Below are 17,844 nucleotides of genomic sequence, written 5' to 3' on the forward strand. Positions count from 1 at the left end.
AGACGGGCAAAGCCTATCGCCGCGGTCGCTCACCTCCCAGGCAATTGACGGGATGGCTGAAATGATGCTTGAGCAGGCAATTAAGTGGATGTGGTGCAATTTGTCCGTGCGCATCGCATTCGCTGCCCTGGTTCTGCTGGCCGGTGTCCTCTGGGCCCCACCGGCGTCCGCCCGGCCCGCTGCCGAAGCCGGGCTGGTCGACGTGCGCTCGGTCGTGCCCGACGCGGTGATCGACCTGCGGTACGCAACCAGTGACAACTTCGTCGGCCGGCAGCTCTATCCAGCGGGTGCTCCCTGTCTCGTGCACGAGTCGATGGCCCCCGGCCTTGCCGCGGCGGCGGCCGCCCTGCGGCCCGACAAGCTGGTCTTCTGGGACTGCTACCGGCCACACGAGGTTCAGGTCAGGATGTTCGAGGTGGTGTCCAACCCGAATTGGGTGGCCCGCCCGAGCGCCTATGCCCGCAGTCACGAGGCCGGTCGCTCGGTCGACGTCACGATCGCCCGAGGGGGGTCGCTCGTCGACATGGGCACCGGGTTCGACGACTTCACCCCGCGCAGCCTCGCGTACGCCACCGACGGGGTGAGCCCTGCAGCCCAGGCCAATCGGGCGCGACTGCGCGAGGCCATGAAAGCCGGCGGGCTGAACGTGTACTCGGGGGAGTGGTGGCATTTCGACGGACCCGGCGCGGCCGACCCGCGGCCCTACCTGGATGTTCCGCTGGGATAAGTCCCGGGCCCTGTTCTCCGCGTTTGGAATGTGCCAGCATGGGGAACCGTAACGTTCGTCACGATCCGGTAGGCGTGGAGTCGAAATGAACGTCTTCAGATATTTCCAGGGCGCGGCGCTGATCGCTGCCTGCACCGCCCCGTTCGCACCCATGCCGGCCGCGTCGGCGCAGCCGCCGTGTCCAGATGTCGAGGTGGTGTTCGCTCGCGGCACCTACGAGCCGCCCGGCGTCGGTGGCCCGGGACAGTCCTTCGTCGATGCCTTGCGTGCGCGCACCGGGGAACGTTCGGTCGAGGTGTACCCGGTGAACTACCAGGCCAGTGGAAACTTCGGTGACCGGATCGAGTTCGCCAGAACCGTCGTCGACGGTATCCGCGACGCGTCCGACCATGTCAAGGCGACGGCCAGGGACTGCCCCAAGACGAAGGTGGTGTTGGGCGGCTACTCGCAGGGCGCCGTCGTAGCGGGCTACACCACTGCCGCCACCGTTCCCGACGGGATTCCGGCTGAGTACAAGCAGTACATCCCCGAGCCCATGGCGCCGGAGATTGCCGACCACGTGGCATCGGTGGTGCTGCTGGGCACACCGTCCGACGAGTTCATGCGCGACATCGGCGCGCCGCCGATGGTGATCGGTCAGCGATACAAGGACAAGACGATCGAGCTGTGCGAGCCCGGCGACACGATCTGCGACGGAACGCCGGCCGGGGTTCCCAACTTCGCACACACCGCATATGTACTCAATGGCATGCCCGGTCAGGCCGCCGATTTCACGGTGGGCCGGCTCTGACGGTGCCGAGTTGATAACAATCTGAAACCTCAATGGTTGCAATGTCATCCGTGAGGCCGAGGTCTTTGCTGAGCGCCACTATGTTCACTAGGTGCACCGTCGAACGGCCCTCAAGATCCCGCTGGTAATGGCAGCTGCGGCCGCTCTTCCTCAGGTGCTGGCCCCGCTTTCGGTGATCCCGCGGGCGAGTGCCGCACCCGGTCAGTGGCCGGTGGAGCGAGCCAACGCGTGGTATCAGGCGCAGGGTTGGTTGGTCGGCACCAACTTCATCACCTCGAACGCGATCAACCAGATCGAGATGTTCGGCGCCGGCACCTATGACGCGCGGCGCATCGACAGTGAGCTGCAGGCGTGCCGCCTACTCGGGTTCAACACGGTAAGGGTGTTCCTGCACGATCTGCTGTGGGCGCAGGATCGCGCCGGATTCCAAAGCAGGCTCGCGAATTTCGTCGGGATCGCGGCGCGTCAGGGCATCAAGCCGCTGTTCGTGTTCTTCGATTCGTGCTGGGATCCGAACCCGCAGCTGGGCGCGCAGCGGGCACCGACGCCGGGCGTGCACAACTCGGGCTGGGTGCAGAGCCCCGGTGCGCAACGCATCGACGACCCGCGTTACCGGCCTGTACTGCGCGACTACGTGGTCGGCGTGATGAGTCAGTTCCGCAACGACAACCGGGTCCTGGGTTGGGACCTGTGGAACGAGCCGGACAACCCCGCCAAGCAATATCGCAAGGTCGAGCGCAAGGACAAGATCGCTGCGGTCGGAGGACTGCTGCCCCAGGTGTTCGCCTGGGCGCGTTCGGTCAACGCCGTGCAGCCGTTGACCAGTGGCGTGTGGCAGGGCAGCTGGGACCGCGGAAGCCGAAGCGAGATGGACAGCTTCCAACTCGACAACTCCGACATCATCTCCTTCCACTCGTACGCCGGGCCTGCTGAATTCGAGGCCCGCATCGCCGAACTCGCTCCCTTGGGCCGGCCGATCATGTGCACCGAATACCTGGCCCGAGACCAGGGCAGCACCGTTGAGGGTGTGCTTCCGGTTGCCAAGCGGCACAACGTTGCTGCCTACAGCTGGGGTCTGGTGGCCGGCAAGACCCAGACCTACTTCCCGTGGGATTCGTGGGACAAGCCCTACGCCAAGGTGCCGAACGTGTGGTTCAGCGATCTGCTGCAGCCCGACGGACGGCCCTACAAGGAAAGCGAGTACCAGGCGTTCCGGAAGCTCACCACTCGCGTATAGGTGTTTAGCCGTGGTCGATGCGGGTGACTCACCAGGCTATGGACCAACGTGACGGTGGCAGGCCGATACCGAAAGACGCCCGTAAGGTGACTGAGGGGCAGGAGGAGCTGCAGGACGAATTCGACCGTCGGGGTGAGGATCCCGACGGGCCGGGACTACACGAGAGTCACGAGAACATCGCCGACGAGACGTGAACGCTAGAACGACTGCCCGTTGGCGTAGCGCTCACGGCGGTAGTAGCGCCCGTTGCCCCGGTTACGGCTCTTGTATGTCGGCAATTGTGAGTCGCAGTTGGGGCAGACCAGTCTGAGATTGTCCCGTCGGTTGTTCGTAGGGTTCCCGTCGATGTGATCCATGATCAAGGTCAGGGGTAGCTCCTGCCACACGCTGGCTGCGCCGCAGATGGCGCAACAGCCCGACTGAGCCTCGATGAGGTAGAGCCGGATGTAGTTGCCTTGCTCGCCGCGGACGCGCGCTTCGCCGGATGTGAGCCAGCGCTCCGTCATGACCTTTCGGCGGCTGGCTGCCTGACATGCATTAGCGCAGTAGATTTTCTGACTGCGCTTCGAAAGTGGTGAACCACAACCGCGACAGAGCCTCATATGTGGAAGTTACTGGCAGACACCGACAACCAAATCGATGCGTGGAGCCCCCTATCGGGATTGAACCGATGGCCTACGCATTACAAGGGCGTTGCTCTACCACTGAGCTAAGGGGGCCTGGGGGCAGAGTCTAACGGGTCACTCCTCGGCGTCGATAACTCGCTGCGAACTGACCGGCCGCGGGGAACTCCGCCGGGACGAACGGCGAGGCAGCGGGATGCGGTCGGCGATACTGCTGAGGGGGTTGACCACCTGGCTCAGCGTGATGACCGCGTCGTGCAGCGCATCGATGGTGGGGGCCAATGCCTCGAGCCCGGGAGCCAGCCGGTTGAGGGTGTCGGCCACATCGGCGAGCTTGAGCAGCGGGCCGTCGGGGTCGGTCAGGGTGTCGAGTAGGCCGCCCTCGGCGAGCAGCCGATCGGCCACCCCGTCCTCACGCAGTACCCGCTCGAACAGGCCATCGTTGGCGAGCAGTTGATCGGCCAGCCCGCCCGGGGCGATCACCCGGGACACGGCGCCGTCAGCGGTGGTCAACCGGTCCAGCAGACCGCCCTCCATGGTGACCTGGTCCACCAGGCCGCCGGGGGCGACAGCCCGGGCCACAGCGCCGTTGTCTGCGGTCAGCCGGTCCATCAGGCCACCCTCGGCAGTCAGTTGGTCGACGATCCCGCCCGGTCGCAGCAAACGGTTGATCGGGCCTTCGGGCGCCAGTGCCCGGCCGAGCGGCGCGTCGTCGTCCAGCAGTCGCGCCAAGCGGTTCGCGCGCTCCACCGCATCATCGATGCCGAACAGCGAGGCCATCGATGACCTGCCGTTGAGGGGATTTGCGTCGGTGATGCCGCGTTGCACCGCGTTGAGAGTCTCGTTGGCGATGCCGAGACCGGCGTCGGCCACCGCCAGCCCGATTCGCACCGGCGCAGTAGCAACCTGGATCAGCGTCTTGCCGAGGTTCATGGGCGTCAGTGTAGTTACCCCGATCACAGTTAAACTCACAGGAAGTGCACAGCGTGCATGCAGGTTGAGTTCAACAGGTACTACCAACATCAGGGAATGGCCATGCCTGCATTACCTGAGAGCGTCCCGGAGGCCCGGGTTCTCGTCGTCGACGACGAGGCCAACATCGTGGAGCTGCTGTCTGTCAGCCTGAAGTTCCAGGGTTTCGAGGTCTACACCGCGTCCAACGGCGCCGCCGCCCTGGACAAGGCCAGGGAAGTCCGGCCCGACGCCGTGATCCTGGACGTGATGATGCCCGGCATGGACGGCTTCGGTCTGTTGCGCCGGCTGCGCGCCGACGGCATCGACGCCCCTGCACTGTTCCTCACCGCGCGCGACAGCCTGCAGGACAAGATCGCCGGCCTGACGCTGGGCGGCGACGATTACGTCACCAAGCCGTTCAGTCTCGAAGAGGTGGTGGCCCGGCTGCGGGTGATCCTGCGCCGGTCCGGCCGGGGCGTCGAGGAACCCCGCAGCGCCAAGCTGTCCTTCGCCGACATCGAACTCGACGAGGACACACACGAGGTCTGGAAGGCCGGCGAGCCCGTCTCGCTGTCGCCCACCGAGTTCACCCTGCTGCGCTACTTCATCATCAATGCGGGCACCGTGCTGTCGAAGCCGAAGATCCTCGACCACGTGTGGCGTTACGACTTCGGCGGTGACGTCAACGTCGTCGAGTCTTACGTGTCCTACCTGCGCCGCAAGATCGACACGGGCGACAAGCGTCTGCTGCACACTCTGCGCGGCGTCGGTTACGTTTTGCGCGAGCCACGCTGACGCCTCGTTCGTCGGCGGCATAATTCTGGAGTGTTTGACCGGGTAGAGCGGCACGGAGTGCCGCTGCGGGTCGGGCTGGTGGCGGTCGCGCTGGTCCTGGTGGCGTGCGGGTTGCTCGCCTCCGGCGTCGCGGTGACCTCGATCATGCGGCACACCGAGGTGAGCCGCATCGATCAGACGCTTCTCGACGCCGCGGGAAGTTGGGCCCAGGAGCCCCGCCAGCTGCCGTCGACGCCACTGGAAGGGCCGAACCCGGCCCGCCCGCCATCGAACTTCTATGTGCGCGGTGTCGACCAGGACGGCAGGACCTGGATCGCGGTCAACGACCGTGAGGCGGAGCCCGAGCTCCCCGATGACAACGATGTCGGTCCGGTGCCGGTGACCGTCGAGTCCGTCGGGGCCTCCGACGTGCAGTGGCGGGCCATGACCGTGCAGGGTCCGAACGGCGAGCTCACCACCGTCGCGATCGACCTGTCCGACGTCCAGTCGTCGGTCCGTGCGTTGATCTGGTCGCAGGTCGGCATCGGCACGGTCGTGCTGGTGGTGCTCGGGGTGGTCGGCTACGCCGTCGTGCACCGCAGCCTGCGTCCCCTCGTGGAGGTGGAACAAACAGCCGCGGCCATCGCGGCCGGACAGCTGGATCGCCGTGTCCCCGAACGTGATCCGCGGACCGAGGTGGGACGACTGTCGTTGGCGCTGAACGGCATGCTCGCGCAGATCCAGCGGGCGGTGGCGTCTTCGGACGCCTCGGCCGAGCAGGCGCGGACTTCCGAGGAACGGATGCGCCGCTTCATCACCGATGCCAGCCACGAGCTGCGGACCCCGTTGACCACGATCCGCGGATTCGCCGAGCTCTACCGCCAGGGCGCGGCGCGCGACGTCGAGATGATCATGGGCCGGATCGAGAGCGAATCCCGACGGATGGGCCTGCTGGTCGAGGACCTCCTGCTACTGGCCCGACTCGATGCGCAACGGCCGCTCGATCAGCACCGGGTCGACCTGTTGACGCTGGCCACCGATGCCGTCCACGACACGCAGTCGATCGCCCCGAACCGTCGGGTGCGGATGGAGGTGTTCGACGGTCCGGGGACCCCCGAGGTGCTGGGCGACGAGGCCCGATTGCGTCAGGTGCTGAGCAACCTGGTCGCCAACGCCGTGCAGCACACACCGGAAACCGCCGGGATCACGGTGCGGGTGGGCACCGACGGCGACGACGCGGTGATCGAGGTGTGCGACGAAGGCCCCGGCATGAGCCAGGAGGACGCGCGACGGGTCTTCGAGCGGTTCTACCGAGCCGATACCTCACGCACCCGCGCGAGCGGCGGTACCGGGCTGGGCCTGTCGATCGTGCATTCTCTGGTGCTGGCCCACGGCGGCACGGTGAACGTCACCACGGCGCCCGGTCAGGGCTGCCGGTTCACCGTCAGCCTGCCGAGGATTGCAGATCTGCCAGCGCGGCTTTGATCTTGGCCTGAGCCTCGTCGAGCGACTCGGCCGACGGGTTGTTGTCGACGTGGGCGAAACCGAAGTCGGCCAGGTTGTAGGCCGGGAACACGTGCACGTGCAGGTGCGGCACCTCAAGACCGGCGATGATCACGCCGGAGCGCTGTGCGCCGAATGCCCGGCAGACGGCCTTGCCGATCAGCTGCGACACTTCCATCACCCGGGCGAACACCGCGGGTTCGACGTCCTGCCAGTTGTCGATCTCGGCGCGGGGAACCACCAGCGTGTGGCCCTGCGTCATCGGGGCGATGGTCAGGAACGCGACGATCTCATCGTCTTCATAGACGAATCGTCCGGGCAGTTCTCCGTTGATGATCTTCGTGAAGACGGACGCCATGGAGACCAAGCATAGTGGAGGCCACCGCGTCCTGAACTCCGGTTATGTCCCGGAAATGGCCTCGTGCAGTTCCTCGACGGTCCACGGCGGCGCGCTGTGGTGATCGCGGTATCCGATGAAACCGGTTGAGGGCCGGGCGAATTCGCCGATGAACCCACCCGCGGCGATGAAGATGCGGCCCGTCACGTCTTTGGCCTGGTCGCTGGCCAGGTAGGCGTACGTGGGGGCGACGTAGTCCGGCGGCGCGGCGTCCAGCGCGCCCTGCATGCTGACGTCGTCGAGCAGTCCGCGCCGGTTGAGGTCTGCGATGTGCTGCTCATAGTCCGATCCGGTGGACAGCCGGGTGCGGGCGCCCGGGCACACCACGTTGGCACGCACGCCGTGTTCCTTGAGTTCGGCGGCAATCGCCAGGGTCAGCCCGTTCACCGCGCCCTTGCCCGCCGGATAGCCGCTGCCGCCGTAATCGCCCAGGAATGCAAAGGAACTGGTGTTGACGATGGCGCCACCCCCTTGAGCCACCATCTTGGGCGCCGCTGCGCGACAGGTCTCGAACACCGTGCCCAGATGCGCGTCGAGCAGGCTCCGGAACTCGGCGCTGGTCACGTTCAAGATCGAGGACCCCGCCGGCTCCGCGGTGCCGGCGCAGTTGATCAGGATGTCGACGCGACCGAACTCGGATACGCAGGTGTCGACGAGTGCGTCCGCCACCACAGGGTCGGCCGGTGAACCGGCATGGGCGACACCGGAAATGGATTCGGCCGCGGCTGAGGCAGCCCCCAGGTCGCGGCCGTTGACCACCACACCCGCACCCTGAGCGGCCAGGAGCTCGGCGACCGCCAGGCCGATGCCGCGGGTGCCGCCGACCACGATCGCGCCGCGGCCGGCGAGCGATCCGGTGGTCAGTTTTCGTCCGCCTCGGCGAACTGCATCGCTTCCAGATTCCAGTAGCCGCGCAGGTTGGTGATCAGCCCTTCGTCGTTCACCTTGTAGGTGAAGACGCCTCGCACCGTGGCGGTGAACCCGTTGGGAAACTTGGTGCGCAGCACCAGGATGTAGGCGATCTCGGTCGGCGAGCTGGACGGGAACGTCTCCTCGCACGTGACGGTCAGCTCGTTGGGGCCGATGTTGGTGTCGTAGAAGGCGGCGAGAGCTTCCTTGCCGCGCACCCCGGTGCCGTCGGGGTTGGTGACGGCCTCACCGATCGGGTCCTCGACCAGGACGTCATCGGCCATGAGGGCCAGCCAGCCCTCCCGGTCACCGGATTGCACGCATCTCCACGACGACCGCGAGGCGACGACGACGGGTGTCTCAGTGGTTGTCTCGGTCACGAAATTCCTTCCTCCATATGCCGAAATGGCATTCCAGCAGGTGGTTACTCGACCTTTGTCTGCTGGAATGCCATTTCGCGGGTAAGGGGTTTAGCGATCGGCGTCGGTGTAGCGGATGACGCCGCGGATGTTGCGGCCCTCGAGCATGTCCGCGTAGCCGTCGTTGATCTGCTCCAACTTGTACTGGCGGGTCACCATGTCGTCCAGGTTGAGCCGGCCGGCCTTGTACATGCTCAGCAGCTGCGGGATGTCATGGTGCGGGTTGCCGCCACCGAAGATGGTGCCCTGCAAGCGCTTCTGCAGCAGGGTCAGCATCGACAGGTTGAGCTTGACGTCGTTGCTGGCCATGTTGGCGACCGCGGTGGCCACGACCGTGCCGCCCTTTGCGGTGATGTTCATGTAGTGGTCGATGTCCTCGCCCTTGAGCTCACCGACGGTGACGATCGTCTTGTGCGCCATCCGGCCCTGGGTGACCTCGGCGACCCCGGCCATCGCGGAGAAGATGTCCGGGTAGGCGTGGGTGGCACCGAACTTCAGCGCGTTGTCGCGCTTGAACTCGACCGGGTCGACGGCGAAGACGTTGCGTGCGCCGGCGGCCAGGGCGCCCTGCAGCGCACCGGTGCCGACACCGCCGACGCCGACGATGACGACGTCGTCACCCGGGCGGACGTCACCGCTGCGCACCGCCGAGCCGTAGCCGGTGGTGACGCCGCAGCCCACGAGGCAGGCCACCTCGAACGGGATGGACGGATCGATCTTCACGACCGAGCTCTTGTGCACGACCATGTACGGGCTGAACGTGCCCAGCAGGGTCATCGGGATGACGGGCTGACCGTTCTTGACGGAGTGGATGCGATGCGTGCCGTCGGAGACCGCCGTGCCGGCCAGCAGCCCCGCGCCCAGGTCGCACAGGTTGCGCAGACCCTCCTGGCACGCCGGACACTCGCCACACGACGGGATGAACGACAGCACGACGTGATCACCGGGCTGGATGTGGTCGACGCCCGGGCCGACCTCCGTCACGATGCCTGCGCCTTCGTGGCCGCCGAGCACCGGGAAACCTGCCATCGGGATGTCGCCGGTCACCAGGTGGTGATCGGAATGGCACATGCCCGAGGCTTCCATCTGAATCTTGACCTCGTCCTTGACGGGGTCACCGATCTCGATCTCCTCGATCGTCCAAGGTTGGTTGAACTCCCAGATGAGAGCGCCTTTGGTCTTCATCGCGTGTGCCTTCCACTAGAGCCGTTGACCACAGACTAGAGCCATTAGTTGCGTGGGTCACACCCACCCCCAAGCAACTGCTTGGCCGGGAACTACCAGATCTTGACCGGCGCTTCGCCGCGCGGGTAGTAGCCGGGCAATTTCTCGCCGGCGAGGCTGCGCTCGATGCGCTTCTGCATCGTCGGGGTGAGGTCGCCGGAGCTGATCAGGTTCATGAATGCCTTCTGCACGTGCCCGAAGTCGAAGAAGTCGCGCTGCCACTCGATGAGCAGCTGATCGTTGAGCCGGAACCAGCTACCGCCGATGCCGTAGATCTCGGCGGTGCTGCCGTCGGACTTGTGGGCGATCTGCTTCCAGAAGCCGACGATCTCGTTCTGCTTCTCGTCGATCAGCACCCGCTGGTACTCGTAGACCCAGTTCTCCAGGCCTTCCATCTCCAGGCCCAGTGCGGTGTCCCGGATTTCGTCCTTGCCGATGCACATGACGTCTTCCTTGGGCCCGATGTTCCAGCCGTAGGTTGCATCGTCGGTGTAGAAGTCGGCCAGCGGCTTCCAGTCACCGGCCTTCTCGGCCTCCTGGTTTGCCTTGAGCCAGCGATCGGACCAGGCTTCGAGTTCTTCTCGTTTAGAGGATGAAGTCATTGTTCCGCTTTCTCTGTGATGGATAGTGCTCGGGTAGGACACATCTCGACGGCCATCTCGACGGCATCGCGGAGCTCGTCGGATGGTTCGTGATCGAGGATCTCGACGACGCCGCGTTTCGGCACCCGGAACACGTCCGGCGCTTCGAGCTCACACATGGCGTGGCCCTGGCACAGATCCTCGTCGACCTCAACGCGGTAGCAGCCCATGAGTGCGCTCCTACTCGATTCCCCGGTCGCTGCGCTCATGCCCGCCGGAAACCCGCTTCCGATAGCGAACCTTGGCCGGCTGAGCCAGCTGCACGACCATCTTGGAGTGGTCGTTCTGGTAGCTCTCGGCCGGCTGGGCCATCTCGAACTCATACTCGCGCAACAGAACCGAGAAGATCGCCTTGATCTGCATCTGCGCGAACGCCGCACCCACGCAACGGTGTTTACCGGCGCCGAAGGGGATCCAGGTCCACCGGTTGATCAAATCTTCCTGACGCGGCTTCTCATAGCGGGCAGGGTCGAAAGTGTCGGGCTCGGGGAAGTCCTCCGGGATCCGGTTGGAGATTGCCGGGGAGGCTGCCACCATCTGGCCCTTGTGGATCGGATGGCCCGCCACCTCGAACTCGTCCTGAGCCACGCGCATCAGGATGATCAGCGGCGGATGCAGGCGCAGGGTCTCCTTGAGCGAGTTGTCCAGCTTCGGAATCTGCCGCAGCGCATGGAAACTCACCTCCTGGCCGTCGGCGTAGAGGTCGTCGAGCTCCTGCTGCACCTGTGCGTACACCTCGGGGTTGCGCAGCAGTTCGATGAGCGTCCACGAGGACGTGCCCGAACTGGTGTGGTGCCCGGCGAACATCAGGGAGATGAACATCCCGGTGACCTCGTTGGCTGTGAACCGGGGGTTGCCCTCGTCGTCCTTGATCGACACCAGAACGTCGAGCAGGTCGCGATCCTCCTTGCCCTTCGGCGGATTGGCGATGCGACCGTCCATGATCTCCTGCACCAGCGCTACGAGTTTGACGCGCGACTCGTCGCGGATGCGGAAGCTCTCGATGTCAAGGTAGGGATCGACGTAGCAGAGCGGGTCGGTGCCCCGCTCCAACTGGTGGTAGTACTCGGCGAACCGGCGATCGAGTTGCTCGCGGAACTTCAGCCCGATCAGGCACGCCGTCGAGGTGTAGATCGTCAGCTCGGAGAAGAAGTCGAGCAGTTCGATCTCGCCCTCGTCGCCCCAATCGGCGATGATCTTCTTGACCTCGTTCTCGATGGTGGCGGCGTGGCCCTTCATCTGCTCACCGCGCAGCGCGGTGTTGTGCAGCATCTCGGCGCGGCGCTCGGGATCGGCGTCGAACACCACGCCCTCACCGAAGATCGGCGTCATAAACGGGTAGGCCTCGGCCTGGTTCAGTTCGCTGTCGCTGGAGCGGAAGAAGAACTCGTTGGCCTCCGCACCGCTCAGCAGCACCACCTGCTTGTCGGCCAGCTGGAACCAACCGACGTCACCGCATTCGTCCCGGATGCGCTGCATCAGGCCGATCGGGTCGGTGCGAAATTCTTCCAGGTGGCCGTGTTCGTCTGCTTCACCGCCCGAGACGCGCTGTACTTCCTTGAGTTCTGAGCTCGTCATGTTCTTGTCAGCCTTCCACTCTCAGCTTCTGGCGGTCCTTGACATCGGCGAGCGGAGCTTCGGGCTGAATCTCCAGTTCGGCGATGAAGCCGCCGCGGGGGGTTTCCGCGACGAAGGTGATGGCCCGCGCGAGGTCTGCCGCGCGCAGGAAGTAGTCGTGCCGGGCCTGGCCCCACTTGGCCCAGTCCTCGAGCATTTCGCCGACCTTGTCCATGGGCGCACTCCAGCCCATGGCGGTCTTGGTGGGCCCGGGATGGACCACGGAGGCGCGCACGCCGGTGCCCTCCAGTTCCATCTGCAGGGTCTTGGCCATGCCCAGCAGGCCGGCCTTGGCTGCGCCATAGCCGCCCATGTACGGCCGCGGCCGCAGGGACACGTCAGAGCCGACGAAGATGATGTCGCCGCGCCGCCGCTCGACCATGCCCGGAAGCACAGCGGTGGCAAGGCGATTGGCGCCGATGAGGTGAATCTGAACCTGATTTTCGAACTCGTCGGTGCTGATCTCGTGGAGCTGGCCGAAGAAGGTGTCACCGGCGCCTGCCACCAGTAGCTCGATGTCGCCGAGCGCCTCGGTGGCGCCGTGCACGAACGACTTCACCGACTCGGCGTCGGTGACGTCGAGCGGCAGCGCGATTGCCTCGCCGCCATTGGCGATGATCTGCTCGACGAGCTCCTGGCATTTCTCGACGCGGCGGGCGCCGAGGGCGACCGGGAAGCCTTGCGCGGCAAGCTCGGTCGCCGTGGCGGCGCCGATGCCGGACGACGCGCCGGCCACGATGGCCGGTCGGCGGTCGGGATGGGGTTCGAAACGTGCCATTTAGCGTGCCTTTACTGTGATGGGCTTCAGCGGTGGGACACCGCAATGGGAAGATGCGCGAATCCTCGTACGGAACTGGAGTGGACGCGGACAGCGTTGGCCTCGTCCACCTCGTATCCGCGGATTCGCTTGAACAACTCGGTCAGTGCCACCCGCGCCTCCATGCGCGCCAGGTGCGCGCCGAGGCAGAAATGGGCTCCACTGCCGAAACTCACCAGTTTCGGGCCGATCTCACGATCGATCCGGTATTCGTCGGGGTTCTCGAAGGCGCGCTCGTCTCGGTTCGCCGAGCCGATCAGCAGCACCAGCACATCGCCGGCGGGCACCGTGGTGTCGTAGTACGTCTGGTCCTCGGTGACCAGCCGCGCCAGGATCTGGCTGGAGGCGTCATAGCGCAGGGTCTCCTCGACCCACGGCACGACCAGGGCGTGGTCGTCGAACACCGGGGCCAGCTGGTCGGGATTCTTGAAGCCCCAGTACGCGGCGTTGGCAAGAAGTTTGGTGGTCGTCTCGTTACCCGCCACCACCATGAGGAACAGGAAGGCCATGATCTCGTCGTCGGTGAGTCGGTCTCCGTCGATCTCGGCCTCCACCAGTGCCGACGTCAAGTCGTCGGTGCGGTTCTTGCGGCGCTGCTTCACCATGTCGGCGTAGTAGACCAACAGTTCCCCGGAGGCGGCGATCGCGGATTCGGGGACATCGGCGACACCGTCCTCACGGTGCATGACACCGTCGGCAAGCGCCCGGATGCGAACCCGGTCCTCGTCCGGCACGCCCATCAGTTCGGAGATGACGTCCATGGGCAGCTTGCCTGCGAAATCGTCTACGAAATCGATGGAGCCGGACGTTCCGATCTCTAGGGCCGTATCCAGGTGCTGATGGGCGATCTCGGTGACCCGGCCCTCCAGTTCGCGGATACGCCGCGGGGTGAATCCCTTCGAGACCAGGGTGCGCAGCCGGAGGTGACCGGGATCGTCGAGGGCGAGGAACGACATCACCCGGTGGGCTTCGTCATTGCGGGAGATCGGATCCAGGGACACGCCGTGCTTGTTGGACAGCGTGACGCTGTTGCGGAAGCCGGCGACCACGTCCTTGTGCCGCGACAACGCCCAGAACTTGAGCTCTTCGTTGTGATACAGCGGTGCCTCGTCGCGCAGTCGGCGGTAGTAGGGGTACGGATCCTCGTGGAATTCGTAGTCGTACGGGTCGAGGATCGGTTTGACTATGTCCAAGCTCATCAGTGCTCTCCCAGGCTCATGCTCATTTGTCCTCTCCGAGGACGAGGCCGACGACATAGGTCAGCCGATCGGCGATCTGGTGGTAGGTGAAGGCGCCGCTGCCGGCGTTGACCAGCGCGCCGAAGAACGTCATCTCGAGGGCAGAGACGATCCGCGAATCGGCATCGGGCCCGACGGCTGACCGGATGCGCTTGTGGATCTCGGCGCCGATACGGTCGCGCACCTTGCGCACCGCCGGATCGGTGCCGCCGCCCAGCAGGGCCGTGGTGCAGGCAGCTGCCACCTCGGGCTCGTCGGCGACGACCAGCGTCAGTGCCCGGAGCGCTTTGTCGACGCGCGTGGTCATGGAGTCGTTCACGTCCGTGAAGTACGGGCACTGGCTGACCAGATCCAGGTACATCTCGGCGATCAGATGATTCTTCGACGAGAAGTATGTGTAGGCCGTGGCCGGCGCTACCCCGGCGCGTGCCGCGACTGCGCGCACGGTCAGATCGGCGTAGGAGGACTCGCGCAACATCTCGGTCCCGGCGGTCAGGACCTTGCGGAAGGTCTCCTCCTGCCGGCGGTTGCGCGGGGACTCCTTGTCTGGCTCGGGAGCTGGCTCTGTGACTGCGGACACCGCATCGCTGGACACATGTCCAAGTTATCGGACGATGTCGCGGTTGGGCAAGTGCGTATCCTGAAAGGGGCGGATGAACTGCGTATTTTTCGCTATTCGCGGGGCGGTTGGGGGCCGCTCTTGCGGCTTGACATTGTCTGCGGCTATCGTTCGAGACGAGACAGCCGGACAGTTGTCCAGAATCTTCTGAAGTGGAGTTCACCAATGCCGGTACTGGCCGATCGCCAGAGTCAACTGCTGATCGACGGCAAGCTCGTCGCTGGACGCGGCGGAGTGTTCGAGACCGTCAACCCCGCTACCGAGGAGGTGCTCGGCGTTGCCGCCGACGCCGACGCCGAGGACATGGGCAACGCCATCGAAGCGGCTCGCCGTGCGTTCGATGACACAGACTGGTCGACGAACACCGCGCTCCGGGTGCGCTGTCTGCGGCAGTTGCGTGACGCGCTGCGCGAAAACATCGAGGAACTGCGGGAACTGACCATTGCCGAGGTGGGCGCACCCCGCATGCTCACCGCCGGCGCGCAGCTGGAAGGCCCGATCGACGATCTGGCCTACTCGGCCGACACTGCCGAGAACTACGAGTGGACAACCGATCTCGGTTACGCCACCCCGCAGGGCATCCCGACCAACCGCAAGATCGCTCGCGAGGCGGTCGGTGTCGTCGGCGCGATCACCCCGTGGAACTTTCCGCACCAGATCAACCTGGCCAAGGTCGGCCCGGCGCTGGCCGCGGGTAACACCCTGATCCTCAAGCCGGCCCCCGATACCCCGTGGGCAGCCGCGGCTGTCGGCCAGATCATCGCCGAGCAGACCGATTTCCCGCCCGGCGTGATCAACATCGTCACCTCGAACGATCACTCCGTCGGCGCGCTGCTGTCCACAGATCCTCGGGTGGACATGGTTTCGTTCACCGGCTCGACCGCGACCGGGCGCGCCGTGATGACCGATGCGGCGCTCACACTCAAGAAGGTGTTCCTCGAGCTGGGCGGCAAGTCGGCCTTCCTGGTGCTCGACGACGCCGACCTGGCCGGGGCCTGCTCGATGGCCGCCTTCACGGTGGCCATGCACGCCGGCCAGGGCTGCGCGATCACCACCCGCCTGGTGGTGCCGAGGGCCGATTACGACAAGGCGGTGGAATCTGCGGCGGCGACGTTGTCGGGCATCAAACCTGGTGACCCCAACAGCAAGCGCACCGTGTGCGGCCCGCTGATCTCTGCCCGCCAGCGCGACCGGGTGCAGTCCTACCTGGACCTGGCGCTGCAGGAAGGCGGCCGGTTCGCTTGCGGCGGTGGACGTCCCGCGGACCTGGACACCGGCTTCTTCATCGAGCCGACCGTGATCGCCGGTCTGGACAACACCGCCCGGGTGGCCCGCGAGGAGATCTTCGGGCCGGTGCTGACGGTGATCGCCCACGACGGCGACGACGACGCCGTGCGCATCGCCAACGACTCGCCGTACGGCCTGTCCGGCACGGTGTTCTCCGGTGACGACGCCCGCGCCCAGGCGGTGGCCGCCCGGATGCGCGTCGGCACCGTCAACGTCAACGGCGGCATCTGGTACTCGGCCGACGCACCGTTCGGCGGCTACAAGCAGTCCGGCATCGGCCGCGAGATGGGCCTGGCCGGCTTCGAGGAATACACCGAAATCAAGTGCGTCGCGACGCTCGCCAATTAGAACGGGTGCCGAGCGGCCAGTTATGACACGCAAACTCGTGAGAACCGTGCACTAACTGGCCATTCGGCGGGAAAGGAACAGACATGGGACAGTTCACAGACAAGGTCGCCATCGTCACCGGTGCCGGTGGCGGAATCGGCCAGGCCTATGCCGAGGCGCTGGCACGTGAGGGTGCGGCCGTCGTGGTGGCCGACATCAACACCGAAGGTGCGCAGAAGGTCGCCGACGGCATCAAGGGCGAGGGCGGCAACGCGCTGGCGGTGCGGGTCGACGTCTCCGACATCGACTCGGCCAAGGACATGGCTGCACAGACACTTTCGGAGTTCGGCGGCATCGACTACCTGGTCAACAACGCCGCGATCTTCGGCGGGATGAAGCTGGACTTCCTGCTCACCGTCGACTGGGACTACTACAAGAAGTTCATGAGCGTGAACCTCGACGGCGCGCTGGTGTGCACCCGTGCGGTGTACCGCAAGATGGCCAAACGGGGCGGCGGTGCGATCGTCAACCAGTCCTCGACCGCGGCGTGGCTGTACGCCAACTACTACGGTCTGGCGAAGGTCGGCATCAACGGTCTGACCCAGCAGCTCTCGCGCGAGCTCGGTGGCCAGAACATCCGGATCAACGCCATCGCGCCCGGCCCGATCGACACCGAGGCCAACCGCACCACCACGCCCAAGGAGATGGTGGACGACATCGTCAAGGGAATCCCGTTGTCGCGCATGGGCCAGCCGGAGGACCTCGTCGGCATGTGTCTGTTCCTGCTGAGCGATCAGGCCAAGTGGATCACCGGCCAGATCTTCAATGTCGACGGCGGACAGATCATCCGGTCATGAGCACCGACGAGCGCGTGCACGAGGAGCCGGCCAGCACAGTGAAATACGGCTACATCGGCCTGGGCAACATGGGTGCCCCGATGGCGAAGCGCCTGGCCGCATGGCCCGGCGGGTTCATCGTGTACGACGTGCGGGCCGACGCGATGGCGCCGTTCGAGGAACTCGGGGCCAGGCTGGCGGGCGACGTCGCCGACATCGCCGAGGCCGACATCATCAGCATCACGGTGCTCAACGACGAGCAGGTGCGTTCCGTGATTGCCGAATTGGCGGCAAAGGTCAAGCCGGAGACGGTGATCGTCATCCACTCGACGATCAGCGATACCACCGCCGCTGAACTTGCCGAGCAGTACAAGCCGCAGGGTATCCGCATCGTGGATGCCCCGGTCAGTGGTGGCGGCGCCGCCGCGGAGAAGGGTGAGCTGGCCATCATGGTCGGCGCCGAACGGCCTGTCTACGAGCGGATCAAGCCGGCGCTCAAGCAGTTCGGCTCGATGGTGATCCATGCCGGCGAGCCCGGTGCCGGTACCCGGATGAAGCTGGCCCGCAACATGCTGACCTTCACCTCCTACGCCGCCGCGTGCGAGGCCATGAAGTTGGCCGAGGCGGCCGGGCTGGATCTGGGCGCGTTGGGCCGCGTGGTGCGCCACACCGATGCGTTGACCAGTGGGCCCGGCGCCATCATCGTCCGCGAGAACATGGCCGAGCTGACCCCGGATCATTGGCTCTACGACGCCTTCACCCACACCCGTGGACTGGGGGAGAAGGACCTGAGCCTGGCTCTCGGGTTGGGTGAGGTTGTGGGAGTAGACCTTCCGTTGGCCCAGGTGGCCCTGCAGCGGCTCGCTGAGGGCCTCGGCGTACCGCACGAGAACGACTAGGAGAAC

The 17,844-nt window shown here is 65.6% G+C and carries 20 protein-coding genes and 1 tRNA gene; 8 read left to right on the top strand and 13 right to left on the bottom strand.

Going from position 1 to position 17,844, the window contains the following annotated elements:
- Positions 1-88: 88 nt before the first annotated feature.
- The 3 genes from A5779_RS19335 (at position 89) to A5779_RS19345 (ending at position 2,754) form a co-directional block, all read left to right on the top strand.
- Positions 89-727: a M15 family metallopeptidase gene (locus tag A5779_RS19335; protein ID WP_003879835.1), complete on the top strand. Its 639-nt coding sequence runs from the start codon at positions 89-91 to the stop codon at positions 725-727.
- 85 nt (positions 728-812) lie between these two features.
- Positions 813-1,517: a cutinase family protein gene (locus A5779_RS19340; protein WP_064884667.1), complete on the top strand. Its 705-nt coding sequence runs from the start codon at positions 813-815 to the stop codon at positions 1,515-1,517.
- A gap of 91 nt (positions 1,518-1,608) precedes the next feature.
- Entirely contained in the window at positions 1,609-2,754 is a 1,146-nt protein-coding gene (locus A5779_RS19345) for a glycoside hydrolase 5 family protein (protein WP_064884669.1), read from the top strand.
- Positions 2,755-2,951: 197 nt separating this feature from the next.
- On the opposite strand, the gene A5779_RS19350 is transcribed toward A5779_RS19345, so the two are convergent.
- The 3 genes from A5779_RS19350 to A5779_RS19360 all read right to left on the bottom strand — a co-directional run bounded on the left by A5779_RS19350 (position 2,952) and on the right by A5779_RS19360 (position 4,310).
- Complete coding sequence (locus A5779_RS19350) at positions 2,952-3,356, bottom strand: HNH endonuclease (protein ID WP_064884671.1); 405 nt, start codon at positions 3,354-3,356, stop codon at positions 2,952-2,954.
- Positions 3,357-3,398: 42 nt separating this feature from the next.
- Positions 3,399-3,473, bottom strand: a tRNA-Thr gene (locus A5779_RS19355).
- Between the two features lie 21 nt (positions 3,474-3,494).
- The gene (locus tag A5779_RS19360; protein ID WP_064884673.1) at positions 3,495-4,310 is read right to left on the bottom strand and encodes a hypothetical protein; all 816 of its coding nucleotides are present in this window, start codon (positions 4,308-4,310) and stop codon (positions 3,495-3,497) included.
- Positions 4,311-4,406: 96 nt separating this feature from the next.
- Between A5779_RS19360 and A5779_RS19365 the strand changes: the two genes are divergently transcribed.
- Both A5779_RS19365 and A5779_RS19370 read left to right on the top strand, forming a co-directional pair.
- Entirely contained in the window at positions 4,407-5,126 is a 720-nt protein-coding gene (locus A5779_RS19365) for a response regulator transcription factor (protein ID WP_064884923.1), read from the top strand.
- Positions 5,127-5,156: 30 nt separating this feature from the next.
- Positions 5,157-6,590, top strand: coding sequence for a sensor histidine kinase (locus tag A5779_RS19370; protein ID WP_064884676.1), 1,434 nt, complete (start codon positions 5,157-5,159; stop codon positions 6,588-6,590).
- Here the strand turns inward: A5779_RS19370 and A5779_RS19375 are convergent.
- The 10 genes from A5779_RS19375 to A5779_RS19420 form a co-directional block, all read right to left on the bottom strand.
- Positions 6,550-6,966 carry an HIT family protein gene (locus A5779_RS19375; protein ID WP_064884678.1) on the bottom strand — a complete coding sequence of 139 codons (417 nt, stop codon included), beginning with the start codon at positions 6,964-6,966 and terminating at the stop codon, positions 6,550-6,552. The genes A5779_RS19370 and A5779_RS19375 overlap by 41 nt on opposite strands.
- A gap of 42 nt (positions 6,967-7,008) precedes the next feature.
- A complete protein-coding gene (locus A5779_RS19380) occupies positions 7,009-7,836 on the bottom strand; it encodes an SDR family NAD(P)-dependent oxidoreductase (protein WP_064884925.1) in 828 nt (275 codons plus the stop codon).
- A gap of 29 nt (positions 7,837-7,865) precedes the next feature.
- A complete protein-coding gene (locus A5779_RS19385) occupies positions 7,866-8,294 on the bottom strand; it encodes a nuclear transport factor 2 family protein (RefSeq protein WP_064884681.1) in 429 nt (142 codons plus the stop codon).
- Between the two features lie 90 nt (positions 8,295-8,384).
- Positions 8,385-9,518 carry an NDMA-dependent alcohol dehydrogenase gene (locus A5779_RS19390; RefSeq protein ID WP_044520554.1) on the bottom strand — a complete coding sequence of 378 codons (1,134 nt, stop codon included), beginning with the start codon at positions 9,516-9,518 and terminating at the stop codon, positions 8,385-8,387.
- Positions 9,519-9,610: 92 nt separating this feature from the next.
- The gene (locus A5779_RS19395; protein WP_064884683.1) at positions 9,611-10,159 is read right to left on the bottom strand and encodes a nuclear transport factor 2 family protein; all 549 of its coding nucleotides are present in this window, start codon (positions 10,157-10,159) and stop codon (positions 9,611-9,613) included.
- Positions 10,156-10,368 carry a ferredoxin gene (locus tag A5779_RS19400; RefSeq protein WP_064884685.1) on the bottom strand — a complete coding sequence of 71 codons (213 nt, stop codon included), beginning with the start codon at positions 10,366-10,368 and terminating at the stop codon, positions 10,156-10,158. The genes A5779_RS19395 and A5779_RS19400 overlap by 4 nt, the downstream gene beginning before the upstream one ends.
- 10 nt (positions 10,369-10,378) lie before the next feature.
- Positions 10,379-11,776 carry a lanosterol 14-alpha demethylase gene (locus A5779_RS19405; protein ID WP_064884687.1) on the bottom strand — a complete coding sequence of 466 codons (1,398 nt, stop codon included), beginning with the start codon at positions 11,774-11,776 and terminating at the stop codon, positions 10,379-10,381.
- A 7-nt stretch (positions 11,777-11,783) separates the two neighbouring features.
- Entirely contained in the window at positions 11,784-12,593 is an 810-nt protein-coding gene (locus tag A5779_RS19410; protein WP_064884688.1) for an SDR family oxidoreductase, read from the bottom strand.
- Between the two features lie 26 nt (positions 12,594-12,619).
- On the bottom strand, positions 12,620-13,831 hold the full coding sequence (locus A5779_RS19415; protein WP_064884690.1) for a cytochrome P450: 1,212 nt from the start codon (positions 13,829-13,831) through the stop codon (positions 12,620-12,622).
- 22 nt (positions 13,832-13,853) lie between these two features.
- Complete coding sequence (locus A5779_RS19420) at positions 13,854-14,465, bottom strand: TetR family transcriptional regulator (RefSeq protein WP_064884692.1); 612 nt, start codon at positions 14,463-14,465, stop codon at positions 13,854-13,856.
- A gap of 189 nt (positions 14,466-14,654) precedes the next feature.
- Here A5779_RS19420 and A5779_RS19425 point away from each other — a divergent pair, with 189 nt between their 5' ends.
- From A5779_RS19425 to A5779_RS19435, 3 genes are all read left to right on the top strand, one after another.
- Positions 14,655-16,124 carry an aldehyde dehydrogenase gene (locus tag A5779_RS19425; RefSeq protein WP_064884694.1) on the top strand — a complete coding sequence of 490 codons (1,470 nt, stop codon included), beginning with the start codon at positions 14,655-14,657 and terminating at the stop codon, positions 16,122-16,124.
- An 83-nt stretch (positions 16,125-16,207) separates the two neighbouring features.
- Positions 16,208-16,960: an SDR family oxidoreductase gene (locus A5779_RS19430; RefSeq protein WP_003879855.1), complete on the top strand. Its 753-nt coding sequence runs from the start codon at positions 16,208-16,210 to the stop codon at positions 16,958-16,960.
- On the top strand, positions 16,957-17,838 hold the full coding sequence (locus A5779_RS19435; protein WP_064884697.1) for an NAD(P)-dependent oxidoreductase: 882 nt from the start codon (positions 16,957-16,959) through the stop codon (positions 17,836-17,838). The genes A5779_RS19430 and A5779_RS19435 overlap by 4 nt, the downstream gene beginning before the upstream one ends.
- The last annotated feature ends 6 nt before the right edge of the window (positions 17,839-17,844 follow it).

The organism is Mycolicibacterium peregrinum (genome assembly GCF_001665625.1).
In the GTDB taxonomy this organism is placed as follows: Bacteria; Actinomycetota; Actinomycetes; order Mycobacteriales; family Mycobacteriaceae; genus Mycobacterium; species Mycobacterium peregrinum_B.

What these genes read in the sequence shown, in the direction of transcription:
- A5779_RS19350 (WP_064884671.1), bottom strand. Translation starts at nt 3,356, where the DNA reads ATGAGGCTCTGTCGCGGTTGTGGTTCACCACTTTCGAAGCGCAGTCAG.
- A5779_RS19340 (WP_064884667.1), top strand. Translation starts at nt 813, where the DNA reads ATGAACGTCTTCAGATATTTCCAGGGCGCGGCGCTGATCGCTGCCTGC.
- A5779_RS19405 (WP_064884687.1), bottom strand. Translation starts at nt 11,776, where the DNA reads ATGACGAGCTCAGAACTCAAGGAAGTACAGCGCGTCTCGGGCGGTGAA.
- A5779_RS19415 (WP_064884690.1), bottom strand. Translation starts at nt 13,831, where the DNA reads ATGAGCTTGGACATAGTCAAACCGATCCTCGACCCGTACGACTACGAA.
- A5779_RS19425 (WP_064884694.1), top strand. Translation starts at nt 14,655, where the DNA reads ATGCCGGTACTGGCCGATCGCCAGAGTCAACTGCTGATCGACGGCAAG.
- A5779_RS19375 (WP_064884678.1), bottom strand. Translation starts at nt 6,966, where the DNA reads ATGGCGTCCGTCTTCACGAAGATCATCAACGGAGAACTGCCCGGACGA.
- A5779_RS19335 (WP_003879835.1), top strand. Translation starts at nt 89, where the DNA reads ATGTGGTGCAATTTGTCCGTGCGCATCGCATTCGCTGCCCTGGTTCTG.
- A5779_RS19390 (WP_044520554.1), bottom strand. Translation starts at nt 9,518, where the DNA reads ATGAAGACCAAAGGCGCTCTCATCTGGGAGTTCAACCAACCTTGGACG.
- A5779_RS19410 (WP_064884688.1), bottom strand. Translation starts at nt 12,593, where the DNA reads ATGGCACGTTTCGAACCCCATCCCGACCGCCGACCGGCCATCGTGGCC.
- A5779_RS19435 (WP_064884697.1), top strand. Translation starts at nt 16,957, where the DNA reads ATGAGCACCGACGAGCGCGTGCACGAGGAGCCGGCCAGCACAGTGAAA.
- A5779_RS19360 (WP_064884673.1), bottom strand. Translation starts at nt 4,310, where the DNA reads ATGAACCTCGGCAAGACGCTGATCCAGGTTGCTACTGCGCCGGTGCGA.
- A5779_RS19365 (WP_064884923.1), top strand. Translation starts at nt 4,407, where the DNA reads ATGGCCATGCCTGCATTACCTGAGAGCGTCCCGGAGGCCCGGGTTCTC.
- A5779_RS19395 (WP_064884683.1), bottom strand. Translation starts at nt 10,159, where the DNA reads ATGACTTCATCCTCTAAACGAGAAGAACTCGAAGCCTGGTCCGATCGC.
- A5779_RS19430 (WP_003879855.1), top strand. Translation starts at nt 16,208, where the DNA reads ATGGGACAGTTCACAGACAAGGTCGCCATCGTCACCGGTGCCGGTGGC.
- A5779_RS19400 (WP_064884685.1), bottom strand. Translation starts at nt 10,368, where the DNA reads ATGGGCTGCTACCGCGTTGAGGTCGACGAGGATCTGTGCCAGGGCCAC.